This window comes from Streptomyces sp. NPDC045955, from assembly GCF_056430805.1.
In genome coordinates this window covers 124,432-142,071 of record NZ_JBWKKY010000004.1, presented here as the reverse complement: position 1 = coordinate 142,071, position 17,640 = coordinate 124,432, and the positions used below count along the sequence as shown (strand labels likewise).

25 protein-coding genes, 3 tRNA genes and 2 pseudogenes are annotated in these 17,640 nt (G+C 69.5%); 13 read left to right on the top strand and 17 right to left on the bottom strand.

Annotated features, from left to right (window positions below; genetic code table 11):
* Positions 1–11 precede the first annotated feature (11 nt).
* The 5 genes from AC07F0_RS09845 to AC07F0_RS09825 all read right to left on the bottom strand — a co-directional run bounded on the left by AC07F0_RS09845 (position 12) and on the right by AC07F0_RS09825 (position 1,447).
* Positions 12–440, bottom strand: a complete 429-nt coding sequence (locus AC07F0_RS09845) for a MaoC family dehydratase (protein WP_356929884.1) — start codon at positions 438–440, stop codon at positions 12–14.
* Positions 441–448: 8 nt separating this feature from the next.
* The gene (locus AC07F0_RS09840) at positions 449–901 is read right to left on the bottom strand and encodes a MaoC family dehydratase N-terminal domain-containing protein (RefSeq protein WP_010036815.1); all 453 of its coding nucleotides are present in this window, start codon (positions 899–901) and stop codon (positions 449–451) included.
* A gap of 100 nt (positions 902–1,001) precedes the next feature.
* Entirely contained in the window at positions 1,002–1,166 is a 165-nt protein-coding gene (gene rpmG / locus AC07F0_RS09835) for a 50S ribosomal protein L33 (RefSeq protein WP_003948671.1), read from the bottom strand.
* A gap of 88 nt (positions 1,167–1,254) precedes the next feature.
* Positions 1,255–1,327: transfer RNA gene (locus AC07F0_RS09830), tRNA-Met, on the bottom strand.
* Positions 1,328–1,374: 47 nt separating this feature from the next.
* Positions 1,375–1,447: transfer RNA gene (locus AC07F0_RS09825), tRNA-Thr, on the bottom strand.
* A 236-nt stretch (positions 1,448–1,683) separates the two neighbouring features.
* Between AC07F0_RS09825 and AC07F0_RS09820 the strand changes: the two genes are divergently transcribed.
* Both AC07F0_RS09820 and AC07F0_RS09815 read left to right on the top strand, forming a co-directional pair.
* Entirely contained in the window at positions 1,684–2,940 is a 1,257-nt protein-coding gene (locus tag AC07F0_RS09820; protein WP_478976597.1) for an amidohydrolase family protein, read from the top strand.
* Between the two features lie 84 nt (positions 2,941–3,024).
* Positions 3,025–3,681, top strand: coding sequence for an NAD(P)H-binding protein (locus AC07F0_RS09815; RefSeq protein ID WP_436725744.1), 657 nt, complete (start codon positions 3,025–3,027; stop codon positions 3,679–3,681).
* Between the two features lie 16 nt (positions 3,682–3,697).
* On the opposite strand, the gene AC07F0_RS09810 is transcribed toward AC07F0_RS09815, so the two are convergent.
* A complete protein-coding gene (locus AC07F0_RS09810) occupies positions 3,698–3,910 on the bottom strand; it encodes a hypothetical protein (RefSeq protein WP_020275027.1) in 213 nt (70 codons plus the stop codon).
* Between the two features lie 164 nt (positions 3,911–4,074).
* Between AC07F0_RS09810 and AC07F0_RS09805 the strand changes: the two genes are divergently transcribed.
* Positions 4,075–4,263: a hypothetical protein gene (locus tag AC07F0_RS09805; protein ID WP_478976595.1), complete on the top strand. Its 189-nt coding sequence runs from the start codon at positions 4,075–4,077 to the stop codon at positions 4,261–4,263.
* Here AC07F0_RS09805 and AC07F0_RS09800 read toward each other — a convergent pair.
* Both AC07F0_RS09800 and AC07F0_RS09795 read right to left on the bottom strand, forming a co-directional pair.
* The gene (locus AC07F0_RS09800) at positions 4,260–4,643 is read right to left on the bottom strand and encodes a DUF6233 domain-containing protein (RefSeq protein WP_478976592.1); all 384 of its coding nucleotides are present in this window, start codon (positions 4,641–4,643) and stop codon (positions 4,260–4,262) included. The genes AC07F0_RS09805 and AC07F0_RS09800 overlap by 4 nt on opposite strands.
* 91 nt (positions 4,644–4,734) lie before the next feature.
* Positions 4,735–4,816, bottom strand: a tRNA-Tyr gene (locus tag AC07F0_RS09795).
* A 221-nt stretch (positions 4,817–5,037) separates the two neighbouring features.
* On the opposite strand from AC07F0_RS09795, the gene AC07F0_RS09790 reads away from it, so the two are divergent.
* On the top strand, positions 5,038–5,526 hold the full coding sequence (locus tag AC07F0_RS09790) for a YajQ family cyclic di-GMP-binding protein (protein ID WP_086563244.1): 489 nt from the start codon (positions 5,038–5,040) through the stop codon (positions 5,524–5,526).
* 19 nt (positions 5,527–5,545) lie between these two features.
* On the opposite strand, the gene AC07F0_RS09785 is transcribed toward AC07F0_RS09790, so the two are convergent.
* Positions 5,546–6,904, bottom strand: coding sequence for a tyrosine-type recombinase/integrase (locus AC07F0_RS09785; RefSeq protein ID WP_478976589.1), 1,359 nt, complete (start codon positions 6,902–6,904; stop codon positions 5,546–5,548).
* Positions 6,905–7,363: 459 nt separating this feature from the next.
* Here AC07F0_RS09785 and AC07F0_RS09780 point away from each other — a divergent pair, with 459 nt between their 5' ends.
* The 6 genes from AC07F0_RS09780 (at position 7,364) to AC07F0_RS09755 (ending at position 10,293) form a co-directional block, all read left to right on the top strand.
* Positions 7,364–7,813: a hypothetical protein gene (locus tag AC07F0_RS09780; RefSeq protein WP_478976586.1), complete on the top strand. Its 450-nt coding sequence runs from the start codon at positions 7,364–7,366 to the stop codon at positions 7,811–7,813.
* Positions 7,814–8,186: 373 nt separating this feature from the next.
* Positions 8,187–8,435: a hypothetical protein gene (locus tag AC07F0_RS09775; RefSeq protein WP_478976584.1), complete on the top strand. Its 249-nt coding sequence runs from the start codon at positions 8,187–8,189 to the stop codon at positions 8,433–8,435.
* Complete coding sequence (locus AC07F0_RS09770; protein ID WP_478976581.1) at positions 8,432–8,707, top strand: hypothetical protein; 276 nt, start codon at positions 8,432–8,434, stop codon at positions 8,705–8,707. Before AC07F0_RS09775 ends, AC07F0_RS09770 begins: the two co-directional genes overlap by 4 nt.
* 547 nt (positions 8,708–9,254) lie before the next feature.
* The gene (locus tag AC07F0_RS09765) at positions 9,255–9,434 is read left to right on the top strand and encodes a hypothetical protein (protein WP_478976578.1); all 180 of its coding nucleotides are present in this window, start codon (positions 9,255–9,257) and stop codon (positions 9,432–9,434) included.
* Positions 9,431–9,715, top strand: a complete 285-nt coding sequence (locus AC07F0_RS09760) for a WhiB family transcriptional regulator (RefSeq protein ID WP_478976575.1) — start codon at positions 9,431–9,433, stop codon at positions 9,713–9,715. The genes AC07F0_RS09765 and AC07F0_RS09760 overlap by 4 nt, the downstream gene beginning before the upstream one ends.
* Positions 9,716–9,852: 137 nt before the next feature.
* Positions 9,853–10,293 (top strand): hypothetical protein, encoded by a 441-nt coding sequence (locus AC07F0_RS09755; protein WP_478976572.1) that lies wholly within the window; start codon positions 9,853–9,855, stop codon positions 10,291–10,293.
* 149 nt (positions 10,294–10,442) lie between these two features.
* On the opposite strand, the gene AC07F0_RS09750 is transcribed toward AC07F0_RS09755, so the two are convergent.
* The 8 genes and pseudogenes from AC07F0_RS09750 to AC07F0_RS09715 all read right to left on the bottom strand — a co-directional run.
* Positions 10,443–11,522: a radical SAM protein gene (locus AC07F0_RS09750; RefSeq protein WP_478976569.1), complete on the bottom strand. Its 1,080-nt coding sequence runs from the start codon at positions 11,520–11,522 to the stop codon at positions 10,443–10,445.
* A 62-nt stretch (positions 11,523–11,584) separates the two neighbouring features.
* Positions 11,585–12,126 (bottom strand): annotated as a pseudogene (locus AC07F0_RS09745) (class IV adenylate cyclase).
* Between the two features lie 92 nt (positions 12,127–12,218).
* A complete protein-coding gene (locus tag AC07F0_RS09740; protein WP_478976566.1) occupies positions 12,219–12,635 on the bottom strand; it encodes a hypothetical protein in 417 nt (138 codons plus the stop codon).
* On the bottom strand, positions 12,632–13,096 hold the full coding sequence (locus AC07F0_RS09735; RefSeq protein WP_478976563.1) for a hypothetical protein: 465 nt from the start codon (positions 13,094–13,096) through the stop codon (positions 12,632–12,634). The genes AC07F0_RS09740 and AC07F0_RS09735 overlap by 4 nt, the downstream gene beginning before the upstream one ends.
* Before the next feature lie 87 nt (positions 13,097–13,183).
* Positions 13,184–13,978: a helix-turn-helix domain-containing protein gene (locus AC07F0_RS09730; RefSeq protein ID WP_478976561.1), complete on the bottom strand. Its 795-nt coding sequence runs from the start codon at positions 13,976–13,978 to the stop codon at positions 13,184–13,186.
* Positions 13,975–14,715 carry a DUF6879 family protein gene (locus tag AC07F0_RS09725; protein WP_478976558.1) on the bottom strand — a complete coding sequence of 247 codons (741 nt, stop codon included), beginning with the start codon at positions 14,713–14,715 and terminating at the stop codon, positions 13,975–13,977. The genes AC07F0_RS09730 and AC07F0_RS09725 overlap by 4 nt, the downstream gene beginning before the upstream one ends.
* A 179-nt stretch (positions 14,716–14,894) precedes the next feature.
* Positions 14,895–15,479: a DUF1942 domain-containing protein gene (locus tag AC07F0_RS09720; RefSeq protein ID WP_478976555.1), complete on the bottom strand. Its 585-nt coding sequence runs from the start codon at positions 15,477–15,479 to the stop codon at positions 14,895–14,897.
* Between the two features lie 104 nt (positions 15,480–15,583).
* Positions 15,584–15,915 (bottom strand): annotated as a pseudogene (locus AC07F0_RS09715) (Ku protein); the annotation flags it as partial.
* 407 nt (positions 15,916–16,322) lie between these two features.
* Between AC07F0_RS09715 and AC07F0_RS09710 the strand changes: the two are divergent.
* From AC07F0_RS09710 to AC07F0_RS09700, 3 genes are all read left to right on the top strand, one after another.
* Entirely contained in the window at positions 16,323–16,856 is a 534-nt protein-coding gene (locus tag AC07F0_RS09710; protein ID WP_478976552.1) for a hypothetical protein, read from the top strand.
* Positions 16,857–17,035: 179 nt separating this feature from the next.
* On the top strand, positions 17,036–17,242 hold the full coding sequence (locus AC07F0_RS09705) for a hypothetical protein (protein ID WP_478976549.1): 207 nt from the start codon (positions 17,036–17,038) through the stop codon (positions 17,240–17,242).
* Positions 17,243–17,419: 177 nt separating this feature from the next.
* Positions 17,420–17,626, top strand: a complete 207-nt coding sequence (locus AC07F0_RS09700) for a helix-turn-helix domain-containing protein (RefSeq protein ID WP_478976546.1) — start codon at positions 17,420–17,422, stop codon at positions 17,624–17,626.
* The last annotated feature ends 14 nt before the right edge of the window (positions 17,627–17,640 follow it).

Sequence of the window (17,640 nt, the reverse complement as noted above, 5' to 3'; positions counted from 1 at the left end):
CGTCTGCCGTCTCAGGCCAGCCGCACGACCGCACGCGACATGCCGAGCACCTTCTGCCCCGCGCTCGTCGCCGTGAGGTCCACGCGGACGGTGTTGTCGTCGAGCTTGGCCGCGACCTTGCCGGCGACCTCGATCACGGCGCCCTGGTCGTCGTTCGGGACGACGACGGGCTTGGTGAAGCGGACGCCGTACTCGACGACCGCGCCCGGGTCGCCGGTCCAGTCGGTGACCACGCGGATCGCCTCGGCCATGGTGAACATGCCGTGCGCGATGACGTCCGGCAGGCCGACCTCCTTGGCGAACTTCTCGTTCCAGTGGATCGGGTTGAAGTCGCCGGAGGCACCCGCGTACTGGACGAGGGTCGCACGGGTCACCGGGAAGCTCTGCGCGGGCAGTTCGGTGCCGACCTCGACGTCGGAGTAGGAGATCTTCGCCGTCATGGGATCGCTCACGCCTCCTCGGCCGCGCGGGCCACGAGCTTGGTCCAGGCGGTCACGACGTGCTCGCCGGCCTCGTCGTGGACCTCGCCGCGGATGTCCAGGATGTCGTTGCCCGCGAGGGACTTGATCGCTTCGATGGTGGAGGTGACCGTGAGCCGGTCGCCGGCACGGACCGGGCGGCGGTAGGCGAACTTCTGGTCGCCGTGCACCACTCGGCTGTAGTCCAGGCCGAGCTGGGGGTCCTGGACGACCTGTCCGGCGGCCTTGAACGTGATCGAGAAGACGAAGGTCGGCGGCGCGATCACATCGGGGTGGCCGAGCGCCTTGGCGGCCTCCGCGTCCGTGTACGCCGGGTTGGCGTCCCCGACCGCCTCGGCGAACTCACGGATCTTCTCCCGGCCCACCTCGTAGGGCTCGGTGGGCGGGTACGTCCGCCCCACGAAGGACTGATCGAGCGCCATGGCCCGGCACCTCCTGGTTCCGCTACTGAACGGTACGGGTCATTCAACGACGCGAGGCCGCCCCCGATCACTCGGGAACGGCCTCACGTACGAGCCTGATTTATCGCGTTTCGCGGTGCGCGGTGTGCGCGTTGCAACGCGGGCAGTGCTTCTTCATCTCAAGACGGTCCGGGTTGTTACGCCGGTTCTTCTTGGTGATGTAGTTCCGCTCCTTGCACTCCACGCAGGCCAGCGTGATCTTCGGGCGGACGTCGGTGGCAGCCACGTGAGTGCTCCTAAGACGAACGGATGGACTGTTTAACGCAAGAAGAGTAGCCGATCGAAGGACCGACCCCGCAATCGGCTACTGTCAGTAGCGGTGACCGGACTTGAACCGGTGACACAGCGATTATGAGCCGCTTGCTCTACCGACTGAGCTACACCGCTTTGATGTGATCGGGCCCCCGCCTCGCGACGGGAACCGTTCACACCAGAGCCCCAAAACGGAATCGAACCGTTGACCTTCTCCTTACCATGGAGACGCTCTGCCGACTGAGCTATTGGGGCGAGCGATGAAGACATTACACGCTCCGCGGCCGTTCACCCAAATCCGTTTCGGGGTACCCGCCCGGGCCGCACCACCGTCCGCACAGCAGCCTCGCGCGTGCCTCTCGTTCCGTACGGCGGACCACGCCGGTACGACTATTGCGCTCCTCCCCGCGACGGACGGGAGGCCGTCCTAGGCTCGACTCACTCTGAGTGATCATGCGTCCTCGCGTGCGCAGCCGAGCCCCAGGAGCGCGATGCCCGACAGCCAGCCGCAGCCGCCGCCCCCGTCGTCCTCGCCGGGTCCGGCCGACCCGTCGTCGCTGCTGCTGTGCGGGGCGCGGCTCACCGACGGCCGGACCGTGGACGTACGGCTGGTGGGCGGGCGCATCGAGGCGGTCGGCACGGCCGGCAGCCTGGCGGCGGGCGGCACGCGCGCGTGCGGGGAGCGAGTGGATCTGGGCGGCTACCTGCTGCTTCCGGCCCCGGCCGAGCCGCACGCCCACGCCGACACGGCGTTGTCGGCCGACGCCCGGGGCCCGGTCTCGTACGAGCCCCAGGACGTCCAGCGCCGGGCGACCGAGGCCGCGCTGCTCCAGCTCGGGCACGGGGCGACGGCGGTGCGGGCCCACGTGCGCGTGGGGGACGTGCAGGGGCTGGGCGCGCTGGCGGCCGTGTTGCAGGCGCGGCGGGCGCTGCGGGGACTGGCCGAGCTGACGACGGTGGCGATGCCCCGGGTGCTGACCGGGGTGGCCGGGGCGGACGGGCTTGCGGTGCTGCGGGACGCGGTGAAGATGGGCGCCTCGGTCGTGGGCGGCCGGCCGGATCTCGACCCGGATCCGGCGGGGTACGTGGAGGCGGTCCTGGAGGTGGCCTCCGAGCACGGCTGTCCCGTCGACCTGCACACGGACGCCGGGGATCCGGCGCGGCTGGCCCGGCTCGCGGCGATGGCGGGCGGGCTGCGTCCCGGGGTGACCCTCAGCCCGTGCGGCGATCTCGGCCGGCTGCCCTCGGAGGTGGCCTCGCGGACCGCGGACCAACTGGCGGCGGCCGGGGTGACGGTGGTGTGCCTGCCGCAGGGCGGCTGCGGTGGCGTGGACCGGCGGGGTGCGGCTCCGGTGCGGCTGCTGCGCGCGGCCGGGGTGCGGGTGGCCGCCGGGAGCGGGGCGCTGCGGGACGTGTCGAACCCCGTGGGGCGCGGCGACCCCCTGGAGGCGGCATTCCTGTTGGCCTCGCGCTACGGCCTGTCGCCCGTGGAGGCGTACGACGCGGTGAGCGGGTCGGCGCGGGCGGTGCTGGGGCTGCCGGAGGTGCGGCTGGAGGCGGGTTTCCCGGCCGAGTTGCTCGCCGTGCGCGGGGACGGGCTCGCGGGGGCGCTGTCGCTGGCGTACAGCCGGGTGGTGGTGCACCGGGGGCGTGTGGTGGCGCGGACCAGCGCGGTGCGGGAGTACTGCAGTTCGGCGGCTTCGGTGGAGCTGGGGCTGCCGCGGCAGGGGCGGGGGCAGTTGTCGTAGGGCCTGTGGAGAGCGGGGCGTGGACAGGGGGGTGTGGCTCAAGTCGTGCGGCAGACGGTGCCGTCCGGGCGTACGGTCGAAGGCATGCGTACTGTCATCGCTGGTGGTCATGGTCAGATCGCGTTGCGGCTGGAGCGGCTGCTCGCCGCGCGCGGGGACGAGGTAGCGGGGATCATCCGCAAGGCCGGGCAGGCCGACGATCTGCGGGCGGCCGGTGCCGAACCGGTCGTGCTCGACCTGGAGTCGGCGTCCGTGGACGAGGTCGCGGAGCGGCTGCGGGGTGCCGATGCGGCGGTGTTCGCAGCGGGCGCGGGGCCGGGCAGCGGGGCGGCCCGCAAGGACACGGTGGACAAGGCCGCGGCGGTCCTCTTCGCGGACGCGGCGGTGGAGGCGGGCGTACGGCGCTTCGTGATCGTGTCGTCCATGGGCGCCGACCCGCGGCACGAGGGCGACGAGATCTTCGACGTGTACCTGCGCGCCAAGGGCGAGGCGGACGCGTACGTCAGCGGTCTGGACGCCCTGGACTGGACGATTCTGCGCCCCGGTCAGCTCACCGACGACGCCGGCACCGGCCTCGTACGCCTGGAGGCGCACACGGGCCGCGGACCGATTCCGCGTGACGACGTGGCCGCCGTGCTGGCGGAGCTGGTGGACACGCCCGCGACGGCCGGCCTCACGCTGGAGCTGATCAGCGGGCCGGCTCCGGTGTCCGTGGCGGTGAAGTCGGTGGCAGGGAACTGACGACCGGGAACCCGCCCTAGAACAGAGGCAGTTGGCCCGGGAAGTCGGGTACCGCGTAGCCGTCCAGGGAGGGCTGTTCCGGGCCGGGCCTCGCCTGGCGGCGGGAGCCCGGGCACGAGGTGAGTTCGCCGTGTTCCCGGGCGCCGGGCGGGTCGTGGCGCGCGTACCGCCCGGCGACGACGGCGATCTCGCGACGGCACTCGGGGCAGGTTCTGCGACGGGAGGACATGGGGCCAGTGTGCCGCGCGAGCGGCTCACGTATGCCTGTGCCCCGCCCCGTGGTCTTCTCCTCCGCACCTCCCCCCAGGGCACCGGTCGGATGCCGTCCTGGCCCTCGGGGCCCGCCTGAGAAGATGGCGCGGTCCATCACACGAAATTGGGGGGGGGACGAGCATGCTCATGCTCGTACTGTCGGTCGTCGTCCTGCTCGTCATAGGCGGCTGCGTCTGTGTCTTCTGGGCGGCGCGGGGCGACGCCCCGCGCTGGGCGCGTGGTGTGGCCAAGGTGACACTGCTCGGCAGCGAACTGGCCCGCAGCGCAAGCCGGAAATCCGGCTCGCAGCAGAGCGGCGGGGACGACTAGTCGAGGAATCCCAGCACGCTGTCCGGCCGGCACTGGGGACAGGGCTTGACTCCGTCGGCGAGAGCCCGGCGCGCCTCATCCCGGCCCATCCCCTTCGAGCGCTTCCCCGCGTTCCAGCAATCACCGACGTGCACGTACACCGCGTCCCGCCCGGACAGGCCCTGTTCGAGCAACCAGGCGGGCGCGGGCGGCCGGGCTTCCATGCCCCGCCGCCGTTCAGCCTCGCGGCGCTCCTCCACTGCGATCCACCGGTCGATCTGGGCGATGGCCGCCTTCGCCTGCTGAACCACCACGCGGCGCGCGAATCGCAGCAGGTCGAGCCGAGAAGGCGGTTCATCGTTCACGTGTTCGATTCTATGGACAAGGCGCTGCACCGTCACCTCAGCCCCTGCTCGACGGCCGAGCGTCCGACCGCACGACAAAGGGCCCGTGACCTGCTGCGTTCGCAGGTCACGGGCCCTTGTTCCCGTGTGGCGGCGCCAGGATTCGAACCTGGGAAGGCTGAGCCGGCAGATTTACAGTCTGCTCCCTTTGGCCGCTCGGGCACACCGCCGGGGTCGCTGCCTGTCGAACCGCCTTTTTCGGCGGTGCTCCGTGGCAACGACGTAAACAATACCTGATGCGGAGGGGTGCTTCGCCACCCGATTGATCGGCGCCCGCAGGGCGGGGGGTGGCTAGGCTTGTCCGGATGCGGCCCGGGATCTGAACAGGCCCGGCGGCCGCCCACGTACGCCGGTACGCACGATTCGCACCCGATACAAGGAGCCACAGGACATGGCCGACTCCAGTTTCGACATCGTCTCGAAGGTCGAGCGGCAGGAGGTCGACAACGCACTCAACCAGGCCGCCAAGGAGATCTCCCAGCGCTACGACTTCAAGGGCGTGGGTGCCTCGATCTCGTGGTCCGGCGAGAACATCCTCATGGAGGCGAACTCCGAGGACCGGGTGAAGGCGATCCTCGACGTCTTCCAGTCCAAGCTGATCAAGCGTGGCATCTCGCTGAAGGCTCTGGACGCGGGCGAGCCCCAGCTCTCCGGCAAGGAGTACAAGATCTTCGCGTCGATCAAGGAGGGCATCTCCCAGGAGAACGCGAAGAAGGTGGCGAAGACCATCCGCGACGAGGGCCCCAAGGGCGTGAAGGCACAGGTGCAGGGTGAGGAGCTGCGGGTCAGCTCCAAGAGCCGTGACGACCTTCAGGCCGTCATCGCCCTGCTGAAGGGCAAGGACTTCGACTTCGCCATGCAGTTCGTGAACTACCGGTGAGCTGAGTCGCTGACCTGCACTATCCGGAAATGATCTTGATGGGAGGGCACAACGCGGGCACATCGCCGAGGACCGCCTCGACGGCCGCCCGTGTCGTGTCCTCGTCGTCGGGCCACAGGTGGGTGTAGATGTCGAGCGTGATCGACGGCTTCGAGTGGCCCAGTCGCCGCTGCACCGTCTTCACGCTCTCGCGGTTCTTGATCAGCGCCGAGGCGTAGAAGTGCCGCAGGTCGTGCATGCTCGCCCCGTCCGGCACCCGCACGGGCGCAGGCTCCTGCCCTTCCGGCCGGCCGCGCTGCACCCACGCCGCGTACTCCTCGGCGTACTGCTTGCTGAGGGCCTCGTTCGCCCTCTCCTCCATGCGCGTCCACACGTGCGACCAGCTGGCGCGCTTGACGACGTCGGCACGGTCGGTGGTGAACAGCATCTGCGCCTTGCGGCGCTTCGGCTTGCGCGGGTCCGTTCGGTCCTCGATGTCCACCACGGCGGCCGGGTACTGCTGAAGATGGGCCGCCAGGGCGTCAACCGCCAGGCCGACCAGTGGCACCGTGCGGTAGCTCTTGTGGGTCTTGGGCTCGCCGAGGTACGGCTCGGGCGTCTCGCCCTCGTCGGCGTCGGCGTCCTTGTCCGGCACGATGAGCTGCTGCCGCACCGTCACTTCCCGCCGTAGGAAGTCGATGCAGTCGACCTCCAGGCCGAACACCTCCCCCTGCCGCAGCCCCGAGGCCACGGCCAGAAGGATCATCGCCCGGTACCGGGGCGGGGCCGCCTCGATCAGGGCGCGCACCGCCTCCTTGTGCAGGGGCACGATCTCGGGGCGCCGAACCTCGGGCAACTTGATGCCGGCGCACGGGTTGATGGCGATAGTCCGGTCTCGCACGGCCGTGTGCATCACGGTCACCAGGTAGGCGAAGGTGATCCGCAGCGTGGAAGGGGCGAGGACCTGCGACCGGTCCTTGACCCAGGCCTGCACCTCCGACGGGCGGATGGAGACGATCGGCCGGTCGCCGAACGTCGGATAGATGTGGATCCGTAGCGCCCGCTCGACGCGCGAGGCCGTCCCGCTGCGGTGTACCGCCGTGGTCCGCCAGCGCTCGGCAACGGACCGGAAGCTCTCCTTGCCGGCCGCCGGGTCGACGTACAGGCCGCGGGCGAGGTCGGCCTCGATGGTGGCTGCGCGGGTGTCGGCCTGGCTGCGCTTGGCGAAGTTCTCCTTCTGCTGCTCGCCGGCCGCGTCGCGCCAACGGACCTGCCAGCGCTTCCCCTTGCCATGGTCCGCGCTGGGTACGAGCACGCGGGTCTTGCTGGAGTGCTCCGCGCACGGCTCGGCGCCCTGCTTCGGGCGGGACAGGTGCCAGCGGTCATAGACGCTAGCCATTCGCTTCTCCCCCCAACTCCTCGCGAACCCTCTTGCCCCCGGTCTCTGTCTTCACGGTCTTGTAGCGCGGAGGCGGCTGACGCCGGCGCTTTCGTGCTCACGGATGGCTGGCTCCATCTCGTCGAGCAAGGCTCGCGTGATGTGGCCGCGGGCGGCCTGAAGGGCGCGCGGAGAGGCCGGAGCATCGGGGCGGCCCGCAAGTCGCGCGTCCCGCTCATCAGCGAGGCCACGACCCCAGAGCTCGCGCGCCGTGTACGCGACGTACTCGGGTGTGGTGTCGAGTCGCTTCGCCGCCTTCGTTTCCGCCTCATCCGGTGAGGCGGCATATCCAGCCCTCGCATCCCAAGGCAACGCTTCGAACAACTTCTTCTGCGTTTCGAGGATCTGGCGCCCGGCACGAACTGCGCCCTTGAAAAGCCAGGGTGCCTGGACGCGGCACCGGTAGCAATCGCCGAGTTGATGGCGATCGTGGAGGCCAGCTCTCCGAACGTCGTCGTCCTCGACACCGTGTCCCGGTTCATCGAGGGCAAGGAGAACGACTCGGATACGTGGCTGGCCCTGTACCGGCGCCTGCACGCCCCGCTGAAAGACCAGGGCATCGCCTGCGTCCGGCTCGACCACATGGGCAAGGACACCGAGCGGGGCAGCCGCGGCTCGTCGGCGAAGTCCCAGGACGTCGACCACGTATGGGAATTGAGCCGAGTCGACGAGAACACCAGCCGGGACGAGACCGGCGACACGGTCGTCACCACGATCCGGATGAAGCGCACGCACACCGTACCGGCATCGGCGACGACTTCATCAACATGGTGCGCCGCGGTCACAAGGGGCTCAGCGGCCTGTGGACGGCTGGCCAGACCCGCCACGAGATCACCGACGCCTCAGAGCAGCGACAGCAGGACCAACTGATTCAGACGTACGTGGATGAGCTGTTGGCGCGGAACGCTCCGCCGTTGGGTCGGGAGAAGCTCCGGGCCTGGTGTGCCGAGCGCAGCATTGCGTTCCCCGGGAAGGACACCGTGGCTGCCGAGGTGACCAAGCGATTCAAGGCGCAGAGGGGCACGTGAGATGCCTGAATTCACCTGTTCCCTCCCCCTGGGGCACAACTTCTGTTCCCTGCCTGTTCCCTCCTGTTCCCCGGAGAAAAAACGCGCAGCTCAGACCTGTTCCCCGCACTGTTCCTGATCAGGGAACGCGGTACCTGTTCCTTGTTCCCACACCGTAGGTGGGGAACAGGGAACAACCCGGCGGCCGGAACGCCCTCTCATGCCGGGGAGATGCCGTGACCGAGCCCCCCTCCCTCTACCTGTCCGTCGCCGAGGTGCTCGTCGCGGAACGCGGCTGGGACCGTGCCGTGCAGATCGCCACCGCGGTCCGGGGCTACGTGTACGACCATCCCGACCCCGGGCCGTACCGCGACGACGCCGAGAAGATCTACGAGCGGCTCGGCTGGGAGCAGGCCGCGCTGCTCGCCTCCTGGTTCCGCGACTCCCGCAACTGGCCACAACCCACCCGAGGGGGCGCACGGTGACCTCACACGTCGAGCAGCAGATACAGGCCCGGATCGCGGCCGTCCGCCTCAGGGCCGAGGCGGACAAGCGGCGCCGGCAGGAACTCGCCGAGGCCCGGCAGCACGGACTTGCCGCCCGGCACGCACAGAAGCTCCAGCGGCAGGACGTCCGCCGCGGCGTCGACGAGGACGACCAGGCCGACGAGCAGCAGGACGGCGACACCGCCGACTCACCACAGACTCCGGCCGTCGACCGGCGGCCGGCCAACCCGGCGAGAGAGGAACCCCGATGACCTTGAACGCGATCTCCATCGGTCTCCACGGCGTGGCGGCTGTCCTGTGGACGGTGTGCGCCGTCCGGTCGTGGCGGGCCCGGCATCCGGTGGCGCGGCGGCGTGCGGCTGCGAGGCGGGTGCGGCTTGCGGCGCGGGCTTGACCGCCCTGGTGGGTTTGGAAACTGGACTGGGTTGGCTCCGCTGTGAGTGTTGGCGGGTCTGGCGACAACGAGGAGTGAGTCGGATGAACGGATGGATGTTCGCGGCGGTGGCCGTGGTCTGTGCGACGACGGGGTTCGTGGCTGTGCTGTGGGCGGTCTTACGGACCGGTCAGGGCTCTGGGTGGGGTCGTGGTGTCTCGGGGGCTGAGCGGGCGCGTAGAGGGCGGGAGGGGGGGGTCTGATGGATGAGACGGCGTCGTGGGTGCGCGAGGAGTTGGCGGTGTTGGCGACGGTGCCGGAGTACGGGTCGGAGGCGTGGCATGCGTTGGAGCCGGGGGATCCGCGGCGTCAGGCGGCGTTGGTGTTGGCGGCTGAGCGGTGGCGGGAGTCGCAGGGGTGGGGCGGTGAAGCGGGGGCGGCGGGTCGTCGAGGCGTTGGCTCGGGTGCGGTCGGAGTTGATGGATGCGGCGGGGCTGGGTCTGCTGGCGACGGCCGCGTTCACGTGGTCGACGACGGCGGGCTTCCTGGCGGCCGGCGTGGCGGTGCTGGGGATGAACTGGCGCCTGAATGAGGGTGCCGAGTGAGCTGCGACAACAGGCTCGGCGCGCGGCCGGCGCTCGAGCTGGGTATCCCGTCGTTCGTCCTCGAGGCCCGGGAGCCTCTGCCGTGCCGGGTGGATCCGGACGCGTTCTTCGAGACCGACGGGAGGACGGGGGCGGCGAAGTCGCTCTGTACGCCGTGCCTGTACGTCGAGCCGTGCGGGGCCTACGCCCTCGAGCACCCGGAGTTGCGCGGCGTGTGGGGTGGCTTGTCGGAGAAGGAGCGGCGCGCACTACGGCGGCAGCGGTTGCCGACGGCCTCGTAGTTGGGCGCGGTGGGCGTGGCAGTGGGGGCTGCGGCTGCCTCGTAGCGGGGCGGCGAAGGGGTCGGTACTAGTCCCGACCCCCGCGGGTGGCGAACGACCCGGGCGGACGTGCGTCCACCTGGTTACCGGTAGAACGGGTGCTGACGTCGCAGCAGTCGAAGCTCACGACGGCGATGGACAAGCTGGCCTCGGCGCTGGAGAAGGCCATCGAGAAGGGGTTCGGCAAGAAGGCGAGCGGTGGCATCATCGGCGCCGCGACGGGTGGTCTCCGCTCCGGCTGGACCATGGTCGGCGAGCACGAGCCTGAGCTCGTGAGGCTCCCGTTCGGCAGCCGGGTGTACTCGGGCCCGGACACGCGCCGCAAGATGCAGCAGGGCGCCTGGGCGTCCATGCTCAACACCCTCCAGCGCGGCGGCGCCAGATACACGCCGAGCCCGGCGGGCGCGTCGGCCAGCGGTCAGCCGCTTGTGCTGAACGTGGCCATCGCCGGTAGGGACTTCGGCCAGCTTGTAGTGGATGTCGGCCGCAAGGAAGTGGCGTCGCGTGGCGGCGTTCAGGCGACCTTCTGGAAGCTGTGATGGCGTTCCGGTGGTAGAACCCCAGCAGCGGTGAGGGGTGGGACTCAGCGCCCACCCCTCAGGCGTGTCGTGCCCCGCCCGCCCTCTCGCCACAAGGACGGGGGTGCAGAGGACGGGCGGGCACCTGTGGGGCCGACCCGGGCCGGTGGTCAGCCGGGGTGCGGTCCGCCGGTTGCTTCCGGAACGGCGTGCAGCCGCGTCAGCCGAGCCGTCTCGTCGTCGCGGAAGGTCGCTACCTCACGGCAGCGCTGGCTCATCACGAACTCGCCGAGCGACACGCACAGGTCCATGCGCTGGATGCACACGCCGACCATGAACGGGCCGTCCACGGCGCGGTACAGCCGAACCCCGTAGTACCCCTTCTGGCAGTCGTCCGGGTTGTTGAACCGGCAGCCGGCGCACGTCTCGGGTAGGCGCACGGGACGGATGCTCTTCGCGTACAGCGTGCGCCCGTCGGGCAAGCGGTACCGCACCCGCTGATCGGACGCCCCGGCCGTGATGATGCGGCGGACCGGCAGGGCGCCCAGGTGGTCGACGACAGCCTGCATGGCGGCCAGGGAGGCGCCCCCGTCCTCCAGTGACACGAGCATCCGGACCACGACGGAGCGGCCGTGCCGCTCGATGATGCGGAGCACGCGGTCGACGTGGCCGCGGTCGGGGATCACGATGTTGGCGGAGACCTTGATGCCGTGGGCGGTCGCGGTTTCGATCGTCGCGTCGAGGGCCGCCAGCTTGCGCTCGGCGAGCTTCGGTGAGGCGAGGCGAGGTGCTTGTACGGCGGCGAGCTCGGTCGGTGTGGTGCCGAACACGGACAGGTTGATGCGGTCGAGGCCGGCTGCTGCGGCGGCGGGAAGGACCGCGGCGCCGTTCTCGCCGTTCGAGGTGAGCCCGACGGTGAGTCCGATGCGCCGGGCGATGGTGATCAGCCCGGGCAGGTCGGGGTGCAGCGTGGGCTCACCGCCGGTGAAGTGCACTTCGTTCGTCGGGAGGCTGCCGCGCACGGCAGCGAGGGCCATAGCGAAGTCGGCGTCGGCTGCGATCCGGGCGGGCAGGAAGTCGGCGCCGTTGGTGCGGAGGTAGATGGAGACCCGCCCGGTACGGCCCGGTGCGGCGACGGGTGTTCCCTCGTTGTGGCAGAACGAACAGGCGAGACCGCACGCGTCGATGATCTTCACGCGCAAGGTCCGGTCCGGTTTCACTTCCACCGGCACGTCGCTCAAGTCGTGCATGGTGCCCCCCTTCTCCGGGCCGGTCGGGGCGCGGTGCCCCGGCCGGAGTAGCAGGCGCCGGCCTACTCGAAACGCAGGTCGGCGATGGAGTCCAGGTCGATGCCGTACAGGCCGTAGACCTTGGTGGTGTTGATCGAGGTGAGCTGGTCGTGGCCGATGCCCAGCGCTGCGGCGGTCGTCCACACCTGCGCTTCGTCGTCGGCCTCGATCTCCAGGTACGGCGGGATGCGGGGCCACTCGTCGACCTCGAGGCGGACGGCGCGCCGAGGGTGTACGAGGTGCGCCGGTTCTCCTGGTAGCTGCGGGGTGTCAGGCCAGTGAGCTGGAGCAGCGCGGCGGCTTCCTCGAAGCTGTCGACGGTGACCTCGGTCTCGTGGGTCCCGTCGACGGCGTCCGTGGTGATCTGCTTGACGCACAGGGTGACGTCGGTTCCGGTGTCGCGTAGCCGCACCCATCGGCCGGGGACGGCCGGGATGGTGTCGTACACGTATCGCCGCATGAGCCGGGTTCCGTTCGTGCACGTGCCCCCGGCCTCGGTGATGAGCCGTGCGATCTTCGCGGGGTCGACGTCGAGGGTCTTCGCTTCGAACTCAATACCTGCCATGGGGTCTCCGATCGCTGGTTGCTGCTGGTGTCCAACGACCGTGCAGCGTAGGGGGCCGCAGCCCGACAACGACCCCTGTTCGGGGCCCCGGGCTACAGGCGGGTACCGACGGCGATCGTGTCGTTGCCGGCCAGCCGCAGGATCGCGCGGAGGATGATCGGCAGGCGGCGTTCGTCGAGGTCTTCCACGGAGGCCAGGGTGGTGATGCCCAGGCCAACCATCGACATGACCAGCGCGAGGAAGGTGCGCTGCTCTTCGTCCAGGCCCAGGGCGTACTGGAGGCCGGATAGCGCTGGGAAGTGCGCCGCGCGCCCCTTGCGGCTGCCGACGATCAGCACCTGCTGCACGGCTGGCAGCGACAGAATGGTCCGCTCCTCGGCCAGGGCCTGGACGGCTGCCCGGTGACGCCGAATCTTCGTATTCCTCAAGAGCTCTCTGCTGAGCTGCTGGTACTCCGCCTCGGGGTCGACGGTCTCAGGGACAGGGGTCTCCGTCTCGGTGCTGGTCATGCCGGTGCCTCCGTGGGGTGTCGGTACCCGCCAGGGCCGAAGGCGGCGGCGAGTACGGCAGGGTCATTGAGGTGGCCGGTTCCATCGGGATCCCAGAGCCACTGCATGCGCTCCATCTCGCGGCCCGTCGGCGGGCAGCGCAGCGTCCAGCCTGCGTGCCGGACGTGGAGCTGCCGGACGTCGGCGAGTTCCTCCGCGGCGTCGAGCGGCACCAGCCACCACGCCACGTTCGCGTAGGGGGCCATGAGTACCGGCCCGCGCTGCTCCTCCCGGATCCGGGCTGCGGCGGGCAGACCTTGGGTGATGGTGGACTCGGCGATCAGCCAGTGTGCGCCGCTCTCGATCTCGGCGAGGGTGCCGGCGTGCCATGCCTGCCACACGAGTGCCGGGTGCGTGTGGCAGTCGGCGAGCCATACGTCTCCGGCCTCGTACCGCTGGGCGATGCTCATCGGGTGGGCCATGACCCGGACGGTATGCAGGGTGATTGCAGGCACGCGGCACGGTTGCGCGGGATTGCGCACAGGGTGAGGAGGCTTGCGGCTGGTTGCTCAGGTGAGGTCGAGAGACGCCCTCGCGCGGCCGATCAGACGCCGCGCCGGCGTCCCGTACTCGGCGGACTCGGCGAGCCAGTCCCATGCCCGCTCGTACAGCTGGACGTCGTCGTCACCGGTCAGCCACAGTTCCTCGCTGATGGTCTCGACGATGACGAGTCGCCGGTCGTAGATCCAGAAGGCGTGCCGCTGCCCGACGAGGTTGTACAGCCGGTCGAGCTGCTCGGCCATCACCTCGACCGGGCACGAGCGGTGGTACAGGGCGGCCTCGCAGACGAGGAACCGGAACGTCTTGGCGGGGTCGTACAGCGCTTCCTGACGGCGCATGCGCGTCTCGACGGCCGCCTCGGTGGTGGGCGGAATCCCACGGAACTTGGCGTTACTGTCGAAGATGACCCGCGCGTACTCGGGGGTCTGGAACAGGCCCGGGACGCGGGAGACCTCAAGCCCCCGGATCAGCGTCGTGTTCTCGGTCTGCCGGACTGCGATCTCCTGCCTGCCGCGGTGCCCACCCGCGAGCTGCCGACGCCACGACCGGTGCCGCTGCTTCATGTCCAGGCTGGCGAGAAGGCCGTGCAGTTCGGGCTCGGCGTCCGGTCGGCCAACCGCGTTCGCCCACGCGGTCAGATCGGCGCGGGTCGGGGCCTGCTTGCCGTTCTGCAGCCGGGAGACCTTCGACGTCTGCCAGCCCAGCACGTTGGCGATGTCCTTGCCTTCCAGACCGGCCTCGGTGCGCAGCTCCCGCAGCCGCGCGCCGAGGGCCTCGCGTGCGGTCTGGAAGTCGGTGGTCACACAGTCGAAGCTACCCGCTTCGCGAACTCGACTGTAGGTACCGCGTGATGCCAGGCGGCGTCCCGGGCCTGGCAGGCAGCGAGCACCTCGGCGGGGTCCTCAGTGACGTACACGCCGAGGGTGGTGTCGTCCTCGTCGAACGCGAACCGGGCCACGATCTTCGAGTCGAACAGCCAGAAGTCGTAGTCCGGCAGACGCAGGGCGCAGGCCTTGCTGCGCGGGAGACAGCGGATGTCCTCCCCGGCCTCGACGTTGCTGGGGGCGCGGGCCAGCAAGAACTGCTGCCCCTGGGGCAGGGGCTCGTCGACCAGGCGAACGCGCTCGAACCGCTTGCCCTGCTCGACCTGGACGCGGACGTTCTGCCGCCACGCGTTGGCCGGCTCGGCGGCGACGTCCTCACCGGCGAGCCACTTCGGCCAGAGCGGGGACCGACGGTCAGAGGCGTAGCCGCGGCGGGTCTCCAGCCGGAACGCGGTGTGCCGGAACTCGCTGAACAGGTGCGAGATCGAGGCGAACGGCTGGAGCTCGGGCGCAGCGCTGCGGGGCGCGAAGCGGGTGAGCAGGCTGCGGGGGACGCGGACGAATGTCTCGGACGGCTTGACGTCCCGCAGCTGCACCAGGTGCTGCGGGTCGGTCTCGCGGTCGCCCTGAACGAGGATCTCGTCGGTGCCCTCGATCTCGTACAGGGTGGGGCAGTCACCGTCATCGCTGGTGGTGCCGAGGAACCTGAGCGCCATGTCGCCTCCGAGTCCTGGTGGTTGGAGATCCAGGATGCGCGGTGGTTGCTGCGATGGCGCTCACAGATTGCAGCAGATTGCTGGCCGAGGGCGTCGGCTACGGATTGCGCGCAAGCGGCGGCGGAGCGGCGGGGCATGCCGACGCCGACCGGACTCGTCGAGGTGCTGAGGGCTTCCGCCTACGCCTTCGGTACGGTCCACTCGACGGTGTCGCGGCCTGCCGCGCCGTAGACGACGCTGTCGGGCCGGGTCCCACGCTCGACGTCGAACGTGATCTTGCCTCGGAGGCAGTCGCCTGGGTTGACGGTGGCACCGTTGATTGCGTACTCGGGCTTGGGTACGCCTGACCCGCTGTAGATGGGCGCATCGAAACGGGAGTCGTCGGGGAAGCCGAGCGACCAGGGCTCTTGAGAGACGGTTACGGAGCTGCTCCTGGCGTCCGCGCAGACCTTGACCTCAAGGACGGCCCACTCTGGGTTCTTGGAGTCGGCGATGTCGTCGGGGAGGCCAACGTCGTCGGCGGGCTGGGTGTAGCTGAGGACGGTCGTGGTGCCGCTGATGGGGTTGCCCTTCTCGTCGGTGTCGGCCCACTTCCAGCCGGAGCCGAACCGGAGCGGCCCGGGCGCGGCCGGCGCCTTCGACGGGGCCTTGCTGCTGGCGACTGGACTGGACTTGTCGGCGCTGCTCTGCGTCTCGCTGCCGCCGTCGCTACAGGCGGTCAGGGCAAGCAGCAGGACGGCGGTGGTGATAGTGCGGGTGCGCATGGTCCCCCCGAAGTGCTGTGTGTCGAGAGAGCATCATGCGTCCCGTGAAAGTCGCGTGTGAGGCATGTGGCCGCGTTGTGACCGTGACGTTCTTCGGGCTCGCAGTAGCCCTCGCCGATCCGGATCGGGTTGACGGACTCCAGCGGCACGCACGCCTCGATCTCGATCGCCTTGGCGGTGGGCAGTGGCAGGTCGCGCAGTTCGTCGTCGGTGATCGCGATGACCTGCTCTTTGGTGAGCTGGTAGCCCTTGCCGATCTCATCATTCGTGACCTCGCGGTCCTCGACCTCGCAGTACTTCCGGACGCGCACGCGGCCCATGTCCTCCAGGTGGTACTGGTGGAACCTGATCGAGTGATCCTCGGTGGCGCTGGCCAGGAGATCGGCACGGTGACCAAACCGAAGCTGATCGCTATGCTCCAGATGTTTCGGGGCATGGCAGGCCTCCACGACAGCCCCGAGCAAGCTCAGCCTACGAGTCGTCCCGCTGCTGCACTCGCAGGCATCATGGCGGCCTGGAGGGCGGCCATGCAGGAGAAGCAGTGCCTGTCCGTTGGCTCCCTCGGCTGTTTCCGCTTCCCCGCCCCGCAGAGTGTGTCGGTCTTGTCGGCGGTCAGGACATGCCACACCGGTTGCCCGGAGGCATCTGGGCCGCACCACATTTCGTGCACCGTCGGCTCCCTCAGACGAGGAATGGTGGACGCTGCCAGTTGAACATGGCCCACGCCGGGCCGCGTCTTAGAAACGCCCTCAAGCCACACAGCTGGCTGCCCGGTCGCGACGTAGGGCACCATTTCTCCTCATGTCGACCCGCGAGCGTTGACCTGCCGCCACACTGGTGCCGGTGAAGATGACGGAGTCTTTCGCCACCACCGTTGTGACGGTTGCGCCCATCCTTTGGCTTGTGGCTGCCGTAGAGGTGCAGCAGTCCTTGAAGCTCATGAACGCAGGCCTCGAGGACAGCGAAGCCGTGCTCGCCGAGGCCAAGGCTGCCCTCACGTCCGCCGACGACGATTCCGCTGCTGCTCATGAGTGGTCCGCGGATCAGCGGCGCCGATTGCATTCACCGGATTGGAGTCTTCCGTTGTTCGCGGTATGGGGTGCGATCACGACATGCCTGCTGGTAGCTACGTTCTTTGCTTTGTCCTGGTTGGCGGGCGTCGAAGATCCCCCAGACGAAGACGAGGCGGCCTTCTGCTATTACACCCTGATGCTTGGATTTGGCGCTGTAACGGTTATCCCGGTGGCCGTCGCTGTGATCCGCGGGTGCCAGGCGTCGTTGCGCATGAGCAGCCTTGAGGACGAGGTCGACGCCCTGCGTGCTTCGGCGAGGCAGCGCCTGTCGAGTCGGCGGGAATCCGGTGCGCCACCTCCGTGACGTTCACCGCGACGTCCAGGCAGCCGTCATCGAGTACGCGAAGGAGCAGGGCGTCGCGAGCACGCAGGTCGAGGCGGACGTGAAGAAGGCCGCACGGCACGCCGACAGCCCAATCGCAGGCTGGAACCGGCCGCGCTGCAACTGCGTCCTGAGTGTGACAGCACCACCGGGGGGCGCGTATGTGGGTCGTTCTGTTGATGGTGCTGATGATCGTCGTGACGGCGGCAGTTTTCCTGGTGGGCATCGCCGCGACCGTGGTCGTCCTCTACTTCGGGTGGAAAGTGAGTCCTTGGCACGGGCTCTGGTCCGTCCTGATGGCGATCGGCACTTGGGGGCCGATGGTGGCGCGAATGTTCCAGCGGACGCCGGGCCGGGGGTCGGATTGATCGCTTTCAGCGCGTACGCGGACGGGATCAATGTCTACGACGTCGGGCGGGCAGGCTGACCCCTGCGGGAGAAAAGCACCCCGCCCAATTCCCTCAAACGGATGACCCCTTGGCAGGTCGATACGGGCCGTTCGCGGGACACCCGCAGTCGAGGCCATCTACCAGGAGGGGCCCGTCATGCCCGCCACCGTCCCCACCCTCGACGACGTCAAGAAGTGGCCGGCGACGGTCAGCGTCCCGCAGGCCGCGACCGCGCTCGGCATCTCAAAGACGTACCTGCACGACCTGATCAACCGGGGCGATGCGCCGGTGAAGGTGCTGCCGTTGAACGGCCGGCACCGCGTGATCACCGCGTCGCTGGTGCGGCTGTTGGAAGGCGCTTGATGGGCGGGCGTCGA

Excerpts from the sequence above, each read along its gene's own strand:
- AC07F0_RS09845 (WP_356929884.1), bottom strand. The coding sequence starts at position 440 with ATGACGGCGAAGATCTCCTACTCCGACGTCGAGGTCGGCACCGAACTG.
- AC07F0_RS09840 (WP_010036815.1), bottom strand. The coding sequence starts at position 901 with ATGGCGCTCGATCAGTCCTTCGTGGGGCGGACGTACCCGCCCACCGAG.
- AC07F0_RS09820 (WP_478976597.1), top strand. The coding sequence starts at position 1,684 with ATGCCCGACAGCCAGCCGCAGCCGCCGCCCCCGTCGTCCTCGCCGGGT.
- AC07F0_RS09815 (WP_436725744.1), top strand. The coding sequence starts at position 3,025 with ATGCGTACTGTCATCGCTGGTGGTCATGGTCAGATCGCGTTGCGGCTG.
- AC07F0_RS09810 (WP_020275027.1), bottom strand. The coding sequence starts at position 3,910 with ATGTCCTCCCGTCGCAGAACCTGCCCCGAGTGCCGTCGCGAGATCGCC.
- AC07F0_RS09805 (WP_478976595.1), top strand. The coding sequence starts at position 4,075 with ATGCTCATGCTCGTACTGTCGGTCGTCGTCCTGCTCGTCATAGGCGGC.
- AC07F0_RS09790 (WP_086563244.1), top strand. The coding sequence starts at position 5,038 with ATGGCCGACTCCAGTTTCGACATCGTCTCGAAGGTCGAGCGGCAGGAG.
- AC07F0_RS09785 (WP_478976589.1), bottom strand. The coding sequence starts at position 6,904 with ATGGCTAGCGTCTATGACCGCTGGCACCTGTCCCGCCCGAAGCAGGGC.
- AC07F0_RS09780 (WP_478976586.1), top strand. The coding sequence starts at position 7,364 with ATGGCGATCGTGGAGGCCAGCTCTCCGAACGTCGTCGTCCTCGACACC.
- AC07F0_RS09750 (WP_478976569.1), bottom strand. The coding sequence starts at position 11,522 with ATGCACGACTTGAGCGACGTGCCGGTGGAAGTGAAACCGGACCGGACC.
- AC07F0_RS09740 (WP_478976566.1), bottom strand. The coding sequence starts at position 12,635 with ATGACCAGCACCGAGACGGAGACCCCTGTCCCTGAGACCGTCGACCCC.
- AC07F0_RS09735 (WP_478976563.1), bottom strand. The coding sequence starts at position 13,096 with ATGGCCCACCCGATGAGCATCGCCCAGCGGTACGAGGCCGGAGACGTA.
- AC07F0_RS09725 (WP_478976558.1), bottom strand. The coding sequence starts at position 14,715 with ATGGCGCTCAGGTTCCTCGGCACCACCAGCGATGACGGTGACTGCCCC.
- AC07F0_RS09720 (WP_478976555.1), bottom strand. The coding sequence starts at position 15,479 with ATGCGCACCCGCACTATCACCACCGCCGTCCTGCTGCTTGCCCTGACC.
- AC07F0_RS09705 (WP_478976549.1), top strand. The coding sequence starts at position 17,036 with ATGTGGGTCGTTCTGTTGATGGTGCTGATGATCGTCGTGACGGCGGCA.
- AC07F0_RS09700 (WP_478976546.1), top strand. The coding sequence starts at position 17,420 with ATGCCCGCCACCGTCCCCACCCTCGACGACGTCAAGAAGTGGCCGGCG.